This window comes from Limnohabitans sp. (genome assembly GCF_023910625.1).
Classification (GTDB): domain Bacteria; phylum Pseudomonadota; class Gammaproteobacteria; order Burkholderiales; family Burkholderiaceae_C; genus Limnohabitans_A.
The window spans coordinates 24,431-37,619 of sequence record NZ_JAAVVW010000002.1; the positions used below are offsets into that span (position 1 = coordinate 24,431).

The following is a 13,189-nucleotide window of genomic DNA, read 5'->3' on the forward strand; positions in this document are numbered from 1 at the left end:
TCTTCCTTTTGGGGTCTAGCATCACGCTGCCAGGGGTCAGTCGGTCAGACAAGAGGTGGCATCGATGCGGATCGCGCCTTCACCCCATCCGGCAACGACCGTGCGCATGAAGATGGTGTTTTGGCCCGAACGCAAATAAGGGCGCAGATCCACATTCAAACCAAAAGACCAATCGCCCCTCGTTTCGACATGCCAACGGAAATGCTCGTAAACTTGAACGCCGACACTATAGTACCAGTCGCTTTCGCCGTCATATCCGCGATCGATAACTTCAAGCCTGTCGCCTCCGTATGGGCCCACATAAACCGTTACGCCGTTTACCTGGACTAGAAGCCAATCCTCAAACCAAACGCCTGCCAGAGTGAAGTTGGTATACCAGTCTTTGTTGCTGATGTTGAACGACATGGAGCGGTCATACGTCCTGCCCCATCCCCAGCCCCAATAGTTGTCAGCAATAGTGCCCAGATATAGACTGTATGTGCCGTTACCTCCCGGCACCCAGCTCATCGCCATGTCGCTTTGTGTAGATTCCAGCTGCAGATTGTTTGCGCCGGTGGATGTGCTGGTTGTGGTGACCGGCGCCAGGTATTGAAGACCTAGCACGCTGGACGATGGCACCAATTCATTGGAAAAACTGTCGATCACCTGGTTGGACAGCGACTGGCTGGCCACGACCAGTGTTTTACTCAAGTCAAAGTTTTCTGTGGGAGAAAGGCTGGTCCCCTCAAAGCGGTTCACCAGGGTGGCCGTTGATTCAGATTCCGTCATCTGGTAACGATCTACCGTGGTCTTCAGGGTGTAGCCGCGTCTGCCGACATTTCGGAAGCTTCCTGCACTGCAGCCGGTCCGGTGATACTCGCGCCTGTCATAGCTGACCGCCATTTGCGGCTGATAAATGGTCTCGCCCGATGATGGGTCTTGAGACTCGGAATATGCCGGAGTCACTTTGCGCACATAGTCGATTATGGCCGCGATGGACTCGGTCTCTTTCATAAGGGTTTTGGCGTCAACGTACGCGTTCGGGCACCCAGAGGTCAACTTGTTGGCCAGGCAGTTGATCTTGAATTCACTGTCAACGGAAGATTCATCGAATGCACCTCCGGTGTAGATGGATTGCCACGCCGTGGCTGCGGTGCCGTCGCGCTTTCTGAGTTGCCACTTTAATACGCCGGCATCAGCATACGTCCATGTCTGTGGCAGGCCCGTTTCTGCGGCCAAGGAGGTGTAGAGCATGTAGACCGTGGTGGGGTCAGAGTCAACGACTTTGGGGTCGCCGGCAAAGACGTGCCCCGTTTCAGTGACGGTCACCCCCCAAGCCAGCTTCATGTCGCGGGTAACTCCCTTGGGCCTGACTTGCTGCTCGTAGATAAACACGCCTGAGCCCACTTTGCCTTGAGCCATCACACTTTTGATGACGGTGGCGATCTGATTGGCTTTGGCGGGCGACATGATGGCTTTGGCGGCTGTCACAATTTCTGCCTTGCTCATGGTGCCCGCGCCGTATTCGCGCACAGTGACAGCCATAGGTCGGACATCGGCTACTTTTTGCTGCTGTCTGGCGTTGACCGCTGCAGGCCTACTTCCCCCAAAGTTGACCGCCACGTTCTCCGAGGTGAGTGCGCTTGTAGGGGTGCTCAGGCCAGTAACTGTCTGAGTCGCACGTAAACCTAGAGTGCGTGCGCTTTGGGCGTGTGCGGCAGAAGGAGTCAGGGCGCTAATGAGCGTGAAAAGGAGACATATCGTCAGACCGCGCCAGGACACAAAAAACTCATAAAAGTCACCGCTGTTGCCTGTGCTGATGTCCTGCTGGGTGCCGTCGTGGCATTGGAGCAAATTCATGGTGCAACTCTTTCAATGAGGTGGTGATGGGATTACTGGGGTTTGCTCAGGCTTGGTGGCATTGCGCCGGGCATGAGGCCAGGAATGGCAGGGATGCCCAGCACGCCGGTGGCCGGTTGTACTTGGATGGGTGTCAGTGGAGAGCCTGCGCGTGCGACTTGGCGGATTTGTGAGTCCACCCACTGCACCTGGACATGACCTGCTGCTGGCGTGCTGGCGGCTACGTCGAGGGTCTCGTCTCCAATTCGAATCGTTCCGCTGGCTTTTGTTACAGGCAAGGAATCGGCCGATGCGGAGCTCCATGATGTTGGGTTTGGAGGGTTGCTTGGCGTTGCATTGCCGATTGCTGGTGGTCTTGATGTGGATGTTGGAGGTGTCGTGCCGGGCGAAATTGACACGGGCTTGATCACAGTCACATTGCCCGACTTAGATTGACCTGAAACTGTCATCTGCGCGATGGATTCGGCTCTTGCCCTGGTTTTTTCTGACTCGGCGCGCAGGTTGGCCAACACCAAGTCTGCGGCGTTTTGAGCTTGCTTGACTTGCTCTTGGCCAAGTTGGGTGAGCAGCTTGGATTTGTTCAGTTGGCGGTGAAGATCTTCTTCGGACAATGGTCGTCCAGTCATGGGGTTTATCGCTGCCTGGGTTGCCTCAATGTTGCTGTGCTGCGAAGCGCCCGGGGCGATGGTTTGTGCCCGTGCTTGTGGGGTAACCAAAAGGGAAGTCAAGGCAATACTCAAGATGGATGAAGTGAGGTGGGCAGAGGGTTTCATGGTGGTTCTCCTGGAGTAAAAAGTGGACAGGTTGGGTTGATGGTGTTATCAGTGAAAGGATTTGGGGCAAAGGATCAAGGTGCGGGGCGCGGAATCAATAGGCCCCGACCACCGTGCGCTCCAGAGTCCCTCCGTTGGGCAGGGTGGTGCTGATTCGTGCGGTATAGCCGGGCGATCGCATCGAGACGGTGCTGTTTTCTGGGTTGCGCACAGCATCGGAGCTGTTGTCCAGCCGAAGCGTGCCGCCCCAAGGGTCGGTCACATCGGCTACAGACAAGCCCAGCACTGTGTGCGCCGAGTTGTTCGTAATGGCCACGGCTGCGCCGCCTGTGTTGGGCATGGAGCCTGCGCTGTCGAACTCGGCGCTCGCGGTGCCTGCTCGGTTCGTGCGTGCAAAGTAATTCACCCCCATATCCCGCGAGGCGTTGCTTTGATACCTGGTCATGAAATAACTGGCCAGTGCAGTGCTTGCTCGGTTAATCTGTCCCATGGCCGTTTCCACTAGGTCTCCAACGACCTTGCGGCCGTCAATGACGATGCCTCTGTCATCGCCCCCAAGGGTGAGGACGCCGACCGCGCTCAAAGCCGTGTTGGCATCGACTGCGCCGTCATATCCAGGTGAGACCACGGCAATGGTGTGGTACGGGTAGGTCAAGCCGTTGATCGTCCAGGACTGGCGCGTGGTGATGTAGACGCACATCCCTTGACCAAAACCGTCCATCGCGCTAACGCTGGCCGAGCTGGGCAAATAGCGGGCAATGGGGTTGAATACGTTGGCAGAAGTTTCGCAGCGGCCGGTAGCATTCGGCACTACTGGATTGATGGCACCGCCCGCGACCGTGAACACGGCATTGGGCACAGCGTCCACCAGTCTGGAGTCTTCTTTGTAAGCGCTTTCGATGGCCAGGCGCAAATCAGCCAATTTGGCTGTGGTGTCTTGTTTCCCAAAAAACGCCAGAGCCGGGGTCAAGGCCTCCGCAATCGTATTCAAGAACAGCGCGGCCAAAACAATGGCGACCATCATTTCAGGCAGGCTAAAGCCCTTTTGTTTGCTTTTTTGACTTGCCCGTTGGTTAAATAGCTTGCGGCGTATTTGGCCTCGCTTTGTCGTGTGTTTGATCGTCGGGTCCATCAAGAGCCTCCCAGTCTTTTTTCGAGGTAGTCGCGCTTGGAGCTGGCAGTCAAAGCTGCATCACGGCTGATCAGACCACTCTCGAACAGCTTCTGTAAGCTGAAGTTCATGGTGATTTGCCCTTCCGAGCGACCTGTCTCCATGCTCTGTTCGATCGAGATCAATTGGCCGGTGGCGATATTGGACCGGATCGCTGGAGTGCATAAGAGCAACTCGGCGGCCAGCACGCGCCCGCCTGCGTTGGCTTTGATAAGGCGTTGCGCAATGACGCCGCGCAAGGTCGAAGAGAGCACGGACCTGGCCAAATCTCGTTCTTTTTCCGAATAAAAGGCGAGAACGCGCTCAATGGCCTCGGTCGAGCTATTGGTGTGCAACGTGGCCACTACGAAGTGACCAGTCTGCGCAGCAGCGAGGCATGCTTGCATGGTTTGCTGATCGCGCACTTCGCCGACCATGATGATGTCCGGGTCTTCGCGCATCGCGGCCACGACTCCCCCCGCAAAGCTGAGGCAGTCATGACCTTCGCCGACTTGGCGCTGGCGTACGCGGCAGCGTTTGTCCTTGTGAAGGTACTCAATTGGGTCTTCGAGGGTGATGATGTGCCCGGACAGGCTTGCATTGATCTGGTCAAGGCAGCTTGCAAGGGTGGTCGTTTTGCCCGATCCTGTACCGCCGACGACCAGAACCAGGCCCGTGGGGTGGTCCAGCAACTTGTTGACACCTGCGGGCAAGCCCAACGACGGCAAGGGCGGGATATGGAAGGCCAGCTTCCTGACGGCCACGTTGACCTCACCGGAGCTGATGTAGACATGCATGCGCACGCGCAACTCGCCTAAGTTGATCGCAAAGTCGTCTTGCCCGCCTTTGGCCGCTATCAGCTCATACAGCGTGCTGGACTGGTAGCGCACCGCTGAGAGCCACGAAGTGATTTCGGCGGGGGTGGAGAGGTGTTCACTGCCAAGCAGCGGCTCCATATCGCCAGATCTGCGCAGCCAAATGGCAGCATGCGGACTCAGGTGGATGTCCGAGACATCATCCTGGCTGAGCTGGTCAAGCAGGGTCTGGAGAAAGCTGGTCTGGATCATGTTGTTGGTTCAGAAAATGAGGTGCAAAAGGGGGAAGTCGCCGGGTTCAGTGTTCAGGGCTGGAGCACCGTTTGCCGGATCTGCCCGCCCCATGGCAAGACCACCCGTAAAGCCACGCTGAACGGCGCGACAGTGGAGCTGTCTTGCAAATTGGAAAATTCGATAGCTGTGCCCAAGGGAGCCGTCACATCGGTGGCTGCCAATCCCATCACATTGGCCACGCCCGAACCACTCAGAGCGGCGTAGGCGTCCACACAAGGCAGGCTTGACTCGGGCTGAGCGCAGTCGCTCGCTCGCCAAAAGTTGGTGTCATGGCTGAACACGGGGTTCACCCCTTTGCGTCCAACAAAAAAGTTCATCAGTGCTCTGGCGGTGTCATTGAGCTTGGCTTGGGTCTGGGCGTAGCGCTCAAAATACCAGCCTTGAGCGCTGTAGATGCGCCAGATGGCATCACCCGTGAATTCGCTCACGGGAAGCCCGTCTTGCAGTGTGGTTGCAGCGGGCGCTTGCGTGGCTGGATACCATGCTGCGATCTTGCGCCACGGGATGCAGCCAATGGTGCCTGCACTACAGCCGGGGCTGGCCATGGAGGTGGACATGGCCAGGCGCATGCCGGGGTAAGTGCGAGGTAACGCGGCTTGCAGCTGGGTTTCTGAGGGTGTAATCCCAGACACAGCGATCGTGTCTGCTTGTTGCTCGTACCAGGCTTGCAAATGGAGCAGGACCTCGTCCACCTCGCGTGCCATGCGATCTTCTGCCCCAAATGCGGCTTTGTGCACAGCCAGCGAAGAAAACGACATCACCATGACTGCCACGGCCCCCAAAATGGCCGCAACAACAATGGCCACAGACCCTCGCTCTGAGTGACTTTGAGAGACGCGAGATGATCCGCTTCGGCTGCGCAATGCGTAGCGTTGGAGTTGGGTCCGAGACATCATGATGGGCGTTCCTGATTCAAGGCGACGTTCAACGTGAGTCTGTGATCTTCATGTCCACGGTGCCGAATTCGGTCGCACCGGTTCCCAAGGTTGCGCGGCATTTGCCATTTGCGAACGTGACGGTGGCCACGGCGTCAGTCCCTGCACACTTTTTGATGTACTCGGTGATGATGGGGTTGGGAACGTTGCTTGCCCGCAGAAAGTAGACCCAGGTGTAGTTGCCGCCGTTGGCAGCGCTGGCAGCTTCCCGGTTGATGGAAATGGTGGCCGCGTCCGCAACAGTGCTCACCGTGATGTTGTTAGATGCATCGACAGGTTGACGTTCAACGTAGGGGCCGCCCCATGTTGTGGTGGCTGTGATGCCGTTGAACATGTTGCCTGCCACAGCATCGGTTCGGTTCCATAAAACAGACAAACGGCTTGGAACGCCGCCCAGCTCCATCTTGGCGCGATTGACCGAGTTACCGATGGTGGTCATGTCCGCCAGCAGCTTGGTGGCTTTGCTGCTGTCACCACTGAAGCTGCCAATGATCACGCTGGCCAGAACGGCAATGATGCCCAGTACCACGGCCAATTCCATGAGCGTGAAGCCTTTCTGTTTATGGGCCCGTTTTTGGGCTGGCTGGGTAATGCCGGCGCATATGGGGGAAGTTGCCGAAAACATGCGTCGCTTCAGCGGGGTGGTGATTTGAGGGGGTTTCATGGTGGTTGCTCCTTGAGAAAAAATGGAGATAAGTGGTTTCAGTTGGGAAAAAAATCAATGCGATCGATCAGGTTTTGAACGCTCAGAGGCTGTTGAGAACAGGGCCGGCGATGGGGTAGTACACGACGTAGAAAATCCCCAACACCGCGAAAGCCATGATCACAAGGGACATAAGCTGAAGCCAGGCTTTGGTCTGTGCCGTGAGAAGCTCGATGTCTTCGTTCAACATGGCGGAGAAGGATTTCAGGCCATCGGACAAAGATCCCGAATCACGCGCTGCGCGGTAGCCAGCCACCACGAATTTGGGAAAGCCAGCGCTTTGCACAGCATCGCGGTCATCGCTTCCTGCGGCTAGGCGTTTGCTCATGCGTGCCAAGGCTTCAGAGGTCGATCTGAGTTGGGTGGCGGGCTTGATAACTGTACAAATGTCTTGGCCTGGGATGCCGGCGGCATACATCAGGCCGTAGACGGACCAAATGGAGGCATGTTCGCTTTTAAGGGATAGATCTCGGAACGCTTTGATCTTGAGAGCGAGAGTGGACCAAATGGAGGATTTCCACAGGGCAATGGCACCCAGTCCCATTGCGATGTAAATCAACGCCGCTATTTGGACATTGGCGTTGACCCAGTCAACCAGTCCGTAAATGATCTTGATGGAATCGGGTATGTTGGTGTTTTGCGTCCCAAGACGTTTGAAAAATTTAATGATTTTTGGTCCCAGTCCCAAGAAAAAGGCCGGCAGAGCCAGGTAGAGCACGAGCATCATCAAAATCGGCATCCGCAGGGCAGAACTGAGGGCTGTGTCGCGCTGGTAGCGGGTGCGAGCTTCTGCGGCCAGATCCGTGAATGCCTGGTGGGCGTTACCTGACTCGCTCAGGGCGCGTACCACCATCGCGTCGCGCAGACTAAACCCGGCAGTTTGCATGGCTGAATGCAAAGCCTGTCCGTCAGTGACTTGGGCGGCAAGGATAGCCACGGCACCTTTGAGGCGGCCGTCCTGCAGGTATTCCTGTGCGGAATCAAGTGCCGCGAGCAAGGAGCCGTCGCGTTGGAGGCGTTTACCCAGCGTTTCATACAAACGGGCTTTGTCCCGCAGGTCAAAGTCCGAGTGCACGATCCAGCCAAAACCGGAACTGAGGGTTTGCATGGCATTGACGCGCACCTGGGGCCGCTTGAAGCCCATGCGTTTGACGCGACCCAAGGCATAGCCCTCCGATCTGGCTTGCACCATGCCCTGGATCTTGCGTTTGCCCCCTGCGTTGGACGCTTGCGCCGTGAAGTCCCAATACATGGCAAACCCTTGACGGGGCTTGGAAGCGCTGCTGCTGGAGTTGATGTTTTGCGTGGGCGTGCTCATCATTTATCCTCCAGTGAGCCGAGTTTCTTGGCCTCTTCGATGGAGGTCAGGCCCTGGGCCACCAGGCGCAGCGCATTGGCAATCAGGGTGTATTCGGGGGTGATGCCTTCTTTGCCGATGGCGCTGGGCGGGTGATCGCGCTCGATCATGTCTTTGACAGAGGGCGAGATCTTGAGCAGCTCATAGATCATTCTTCGCCCCCGGTAGCCGGTGTGGTTGCACTCAATGCAGCCCATGGCGCGGTGTGGCTTGAGCGTTTGGTTGCCGCGTTTCAAAAACTGTTGGTTTTGCAACAACGTCATGGTCTCGATCCGGGTGTCGGGCACAGCGCAGTGGCACAAGGTGCGGATCAGCCGCTGAGCCAGCACACCCAAAAGCAAGCTGGCAACAGCGGTCATGTCCAATCCAAAGCCGCGCAACCTGGAGATGGCTAGCGATGCGCTGTTCGTGTGCAGCGAGGTAAAAACCAAGTGACCGGTGTTGCCCGCATCGACCAATTCGTTGCCGATATCGCCTTTTCGGACCTCGCCAAAAAGGATCACGTCTGGTGCAGCACGCAACAGGCCTTTGAGCAGGTTGTAAGCCCCCGTGGCCTCTGGGCCCCCGGTCTCGGTTTGAAACTGAATCCAGAGCCCTTTGGAGTATTCGATGGGGTTTTCGATGGATTCGATCCAGCGGCCGACCGGATCGATTTCGTTGAGCAATGCGTACAGCGTTGTGGTCTTGCCTGAGCCCGTGGGGCCAGTGATCAGCATCAGCCCTGTCGCTCGTTCTTTCACATCTCGCAGGTAGCGCAGCGTCTCGTCGTCAAAATTGAGCGCATCGAGATCTGCTGATTCGGCTTGCTGGTCCAGGATACGCATGACACAACTGACGCTGTGATTTTCTGATTTGCGTCGTTGCAGAAGTTCCATGCGAAAGCCATAGCGCTGGGCGATTTCTCCGTACTGCTCCATGTCCGTGTCTTTGAACTCAAAACGGGTATCGACTGGAGCTTCTTTGACTTTTTCTGTCGCGCCTGCAACGTTGAGCAGGTGCACAATCACGCGTTGCCAGATCTTCGCCTCCAAGAAGGTGAAAATGGTGCCCATGCCGCCCACCTTGTAGCGCACCACGCCGCCGCTGTTGCTGGTCATGGGTGTCAGGGCGATATCGCTGGCCCCCAGATAGCAGCCGTGACGCATCAATGCAAGGACGAATTCGCGCAACACGCGGTCTGCACCTTCATCCTCAAGGCTGATCACTTTGAGCTTGCGGTAAAGGTCCATCGCATCCTTGCCGCTTTGGGCATATGCCCGCCGGTAGATGGTTTGCAGGCTGCGCTCGCTGCAAACGACAAAGTCGTGCTGCCAATAGGGATACAGCAGGTGCGCTTTGGAGGCGTTGCGCGGCTCACAAAGAGCCAGTTGTAGCCGTCCGTTTTGCACACCCACGGGCAGAAGAGGCTCCATCTTGGTGATGCGCACGTTGCGTTCAGACAGAATCTTTTGAATCTCTCGTGTCGCAATGCCGTCGATTTGCCCTGGTGCGAAGTAGGGCCACTGGCTGATCTTGGCCTGCACTCGGGCTACGCCCTCAGGGGTAAGGAAGCCGTATTCGGCTGAGCGCATGATTTCAGTCAGGGGCTCGTGCGTGAGGGATTGGCGCTGCAAGGCAATCTGGATATGACTTTCTGAAATACCCGCATCGCGCAAAGCGCTTATCTGGACATCGTTTGTTGTGCTGTCATTTGACTGTTCATCGCTTTGCAAATGGCTTTGATGGCTCTCGCTTGCCACGATCCCCGCTGTTTCCGTCACTGTCGGTTGAGGAGTCTCTATGGGGGCTTTCGGGTCGTCTGCTCGCGGCTGAGTTTCAAGAACGACGAGTGTTTGCGGCTGAGCTTCTGGCGCTTCAGGCGGTGTCTCTGATGAAGATTTGGCCAAAGCAGGGGGAGAAAACAAATTGAGCATGGTCGTGGGTGCAGCGTGTGGTGCGGGTTGTGTGTGTAGGCTGCGGCAGCTCACTGCTCCCGGCTGTATATGCCCACCAGCAGCTCAAACGTGTCGCCAGACAGCTTGAGTTGCTCTATGGCCACGGCCTGCTCTGCGTTCATCTCTTGCGCCAGATAGCGCAAGAAATCTGTCAAAGACCGGTATTGACCCTTCAGGGTCAGTCGTTGCACGGGCAGACCCGTCAAGGCGTCCACTTCGCTTAAAGCACTCACGTCCACAACGTTTTGCCCCGTGGATGACTGCGGGGTTGCAATTTGCGTCAGCGTGATGCCGTAATCACGGCTGGAGCCGGTCCATGCGTTCACGGCCGAAGATAGGGCCACGGCGCGATCGCTTAGATTCATCGCACGCACAGGCAAGGCTTGGGCTACGCTCATGCGTGCTTGCATGGCTTGATTGGCCGTTTGAGCTTGTTGTTTGCCCATGCTCAGCCGTTGATGTTGGCCCCAGGCGGGAACCAGCATGTAGTTAGCGAGCAACAGTGCTGAGGCGCTGCAGATCAGGGTCAGATGTTTTGCATTCATAGGTCAGGTACAACTCGCTAATTTGGGGCGTGATGGCAGGTGGCACCCGAGTGCAGCCCTGTGGCGGAGTGATGCTCAATGCCTTGGCCAAGGCTTGGGGGGTCTGATCCGGGCTCTGATCAGAGGCCTGGACCTTGTGGCTGACAGTCAACTTGAGGATGTCGGGCGTGCCGTCAACAACAACTTTGGCCCCCTCTTGCCAGACTGCGCTGGCTTTGTCGATGGCGTCCTCGGCCTTCACACTGCGCCGCTCCAGTACGGCTGCCAAGCGGTCGGTGGCCAGCATCTGGGTGAGCGCTTGTTGCTGGGTTTGCAGTTGAATCTTGTTTTGCTGTTCCTGGGCTGTTGCGCTATGGTTCAGGTAGGTCAATGCAGCCAAAGCGGAGCCCGTGCAAGCCAAAGCACCAAAACTGACCACAGAGCCCATGCGCCAAAGTTTGGAGACGGCGATGCCCAGGACTTCAATCTCGCGTGGATATGGGCGCAAGGCCGAGCCCAAACGCAAGATTTCATCGGCTGTAAAAATGGCCGTACGCTCTTGGGTCCATTCTCCTGACGAAGACAAGCGAACCGACTGCACAAATGAGCGTATCGCGGTTGCGGGATCAAGTCCCGCCAGCGGGACATAATCCATTTGGCTCAGCTCACCATTTTCTGAGCAGACCATGAGCACAAGCACTTGAACTTGACTTGCAGTGTCTTCGCTTTCGAACAAGATACCCGTGACAAAAGGCGCTTGCAGGGTGTGCAGCTGCGGCGAAGTGGCAAGAAGTCCTCTAAGTACCGCTATGCCAGATATCATCTGCACACTGTTCGGTAGATTGTTCAATCTGGCTTGCGTTGTGGCGTACAGCCAAGATCCTTTCAATCGGCGAACAATCTCGCTTGCGGGGTTTTGGTAGGCATTGTGTTTCCCTGCCGCTTTGTTGCTGGTCTGAGTTGGTTGGTAACGCAGCGCAAAGACGGGTTCGCCTACATCGCTAATCATGTCTCTGACCAAAACGCGCTGCGCTTTGTCAATTAAAAGGCAAAGGTCGTCCTTTGGGGCAAAAGAGATATAGGTCCCAGGCAGGGGTTCAGCTTCGGGCTGCGAACTTTCCAGTTGCAGATTTGGCGTCAGAGTCCACCAAGCTTCGCGGCTTCCGCTTTGACAGAAAACACCTGTCACTGCGAGGCTTGGAGGGGCAGATCTGCTGGCCGTGGCGGAAGACCAACTGGGCATCCGCAGTGTGGACATGAAGTTTCGGTTCGCCTTCATCAGATGCTCTCCGAGAACACAATATCCATCGGATCGGGTCGGAGGATTCGTGCGTTCATGATGATCACGGTCTGACGTGCTGACGATTCCTTGCTTCGACCGCTCGCGATGGAGCCGATGAGGGGTGCATTGATGACGCCAGGGATGCCTCGATCAACGCTGTTGCCTCGGGTGTAGCGGTTGCCACTGATCACCACTGTTTCGCCCGAGCGGATGGAGATGCGCTGCCCACCGTTGCGCACCGATTGCTCATACATTTGGATCTGATCGCCGAGCAGTTTTTTGAGTTCGCCCAAGGTGACGGCGCTTGGCACAATCGTCAGAACGGCGTTGTCATCGTCCAAAATGTTGGCGTGGATACTCATTTGAATTCCGTCGCTGGCGTAAGCACCACTTCCACTCAAACTGGTCGTGGCGGTGGTTCCTGACCCGGTTGTGGTTGATGTGACGGACGGGAGAAAAGGCTTTTGGGTGCCTTCAAAAATAACGCCAGAGGAGTTATTGGTGATCACCATGCTGGGCGTGCTGGTGACATCCACGTTGGTCAATGTTTCGAGCGCCTCAATCACGCTGGTCACGGATTCCGAAGAAAAACTGAACGAGCCAGGGGGGGCGGTGCTCGTGCCAACGATAGAGCGGGTATTGAGCCCGAATTTGCGAGTGCTTGCGGCGTTGAGTACCTTGTCCCACTTAATGCCATAGCGGAACTCGTTGGACAATGACACCTCTACGACACGGGCGTTTACTTCGATTTGTCGACGGGCATCAAAGGCGTAGCGTGACAGGAAATCATGCACACGCTTAAGTGCTTGGCCGTTGGAGCGGACGGCAATCAGCCCGGCCTCCAGATAGACCTGAACTCTGGCGTTCGAGCCCGCAATTTCCTCAATGAATGCCTGAAATGCGGCTGGCGAGTTCGTGTACTGGCCCTCGACCTTAAATTCTGCTGCGACGGGCGCGAAAGAGGCCCCTCTTGCGCCGCCTCCAGCTCCGGCGCCACCGCCACCGCCACCGCCACCGCCAGCAGAAGAGCCACCTACCGGTGATCCTCCGTAGTTAAAGCTGGTGTTGAGCAATTTTTTAAGCTCATCCGCTGGCACTTTGAAAACCAACGTTGCGTCTTTCGTCAATGTGACGCTGCGGTCTTGATCGTTGATGACTGCAACATAACCGGCATGCCACGCCAGTTGACGCAGGGCTTGAGCCGGTGTGGCCGCTTTGAGATTGATGGTGATCGTTTTGTTGATATCAACTGATGAGAGGGCGCTTAGTCCGTAACCCATGCGTTGGGTCAGCTTGCCAGCAAGGTCATACAAGTTGGCATTGCTCACCTGCATACTCACGGCTTGGCGTTCATCCATTGCATCGAAAGACCGCCCGACGGGTGGCATGTTGCCCGGCGTTCGAACCACTTGCGGCGAGTTGGCTGGTAACGGTTCAGATTTGATCTTGTCCATGCGGTCGTCGACGTTAGTCTGCAGCATTTTTGGGGTGGTGCAGCCTGCCAGCACGGCTGTGCACGCAAGAACAATCGCGGAGATTCGGAGCGTTTGGGAAAAGTCGGACAAAGTCATAGCGTATGGCCT

Annotated in this window: 11 protein-coding genes; all 11 read right to left on the minus strand. The window is 56.6% G+C overall.

Translation table 11 applies throughout. The features are described 5' to 3' along the window. Positions 1 to 36: 36 nt before the first annotated feature. The 11 genes from HEQ17_RS00230 to HEQ17_RS00280 all read right to left on the minus strand — a co-directional run bounded on the left by HEQ17_RS00230 (position 37) and on the right by HEQ17_RS00280 (position 13,177). Complete coding sequence (locus HEQ17_RS00230) at positions 37 to 1,839, minus strand: hypothetical protein (protein WP_296290707.1); 1,803 nt, start codon at positions 1,837 to 1,839, stop codon at positions 37 to 39. Positions 1,840 to 1,871: 32 nt separating this feature from the next. Beyond that, positions 1,872 to 2,612, minus strand: coding sequence for a hypothetical protein (locus HEQ17_RS00235; protein WP_296290708.1), 741 nt, complete (start codon positions 2,610 to 2,612; stop codon positions 1,872 to 1,874). A gap of 94 nt (positions 2,613 to 2,706) precedes the next feature. After that, a complete protein-coding gene (locus HEQ17_RS00240; protein WP_296290709.1) occupies positions 2,707 to 3,744 on the minus strand; it encodes a type II secretion system protein in 1,038 nt (345 codons plus the stop codon). Beyond that, positions 3,744 to 4,829, minus strand: coding sequence for a type IV pilus twitching motility protein PilT (locus HEQ17_RS00245; RefSeq protein WP_296290710.1), 1,086 nt, complete (start codon positions 4,827 to 4,829; stop codon positions 3,744 to 3,746). The genes HEQ17_RS00240 and HEQ17_RS00245 overlap by 1 nt, the downstream gene beginning before the upstream one ends. Before the next feature lie 53 nt (positions 4,830 to 4,882). After that, positions 4,883 to 5,677: a hypothetical protein gene (locus HEQ17_RS00250; protein ID WP_296290711.1), complete on the minus strand. Its 795-nt coding sequence runs from the start codon at positions 5,675 to 5,677 to the stop codon at positions 4,883 to 4,885. A 118-nt stretch (positions 5,678 to 5,795) separates the two neighbouring features. Then, entirely contained in the window at positions 5,796 to 6,470 is a 675-nt protein-coding gene (locus HEQ17_RS00255) for a type II secretion system protein (protein ID WP_296290712.1), read from the minus strand. Positions 6,471 to 6,552: 82 nt separating this feature from the next. Continuing rightward, positions 6,553 to 7,827, minus strand: a complete 1,275-nt coding sequence (locus tag HEQ17_RS00260) for a type II secretion system F family protein (protein WP_296290713.1) — start codon at positions 7,825 to 7,827, stop codon at positions 6,553 to 6,555. Next, on the minus strand, positions 7,827 to 9,479 hold the full coding sequence (locus HEQ17_RS00265; RefSeq protein WP_296290714.1) for an ATPase, T2SS/T4P/T4SS family: 1,653 nt from the start codon (positions 9,477 to 9,479) through the stop codon (positions 7,827 to 7,829). The genes HEQ17_RS00260 and HEQ17_RS00265 overlap by 1 nt, the downstream gene beginning before the upstream one ends. Positions 9,480 to 9,829: 350 nt before the next feature. Continuing rightward, the gene (locus tag HEQ17_RS00270) at positions 9,830 to 10,345 is read right to left on the minus strand and encodes a hypothetical protein (protein WP_296290715.1); all 516 of its coding nucleotides are present in this window, start codon (positions 10,343 to 10,345) and stop codon (positions 9,830 to 9,832) included. Further along, positions 10,290 to 10,910, minus strand: a complete 621-nt coding sequence (locus tag HEQ17_RS00275) for a hypothetical protein (protein ID WP_296290716.1) — start codon at positions 10,908 to 10,910, stop codon at positions 10,290 to 10,292. Before HEQ17_RS00275 ends, HEQ17_RS00270 begins: the two co-directional genes overlap by 56 nt. 692 nt (positions 10,911 to 11,602) lie before the next feature. Continuing rightward, positions 11,603 to 13,177, minus strand: a complete 1,575-nt coding sequence (locus HEQ17_RS00280) for a hypothetical protein (RefSeq protein ID WP_296290717.1) — start codon at positions 13,175 to 13,177, stop codon at positions 11,603 to 11,605. Positions 13,178 to 13,189 lie beyond the last annotated feature (12 nt).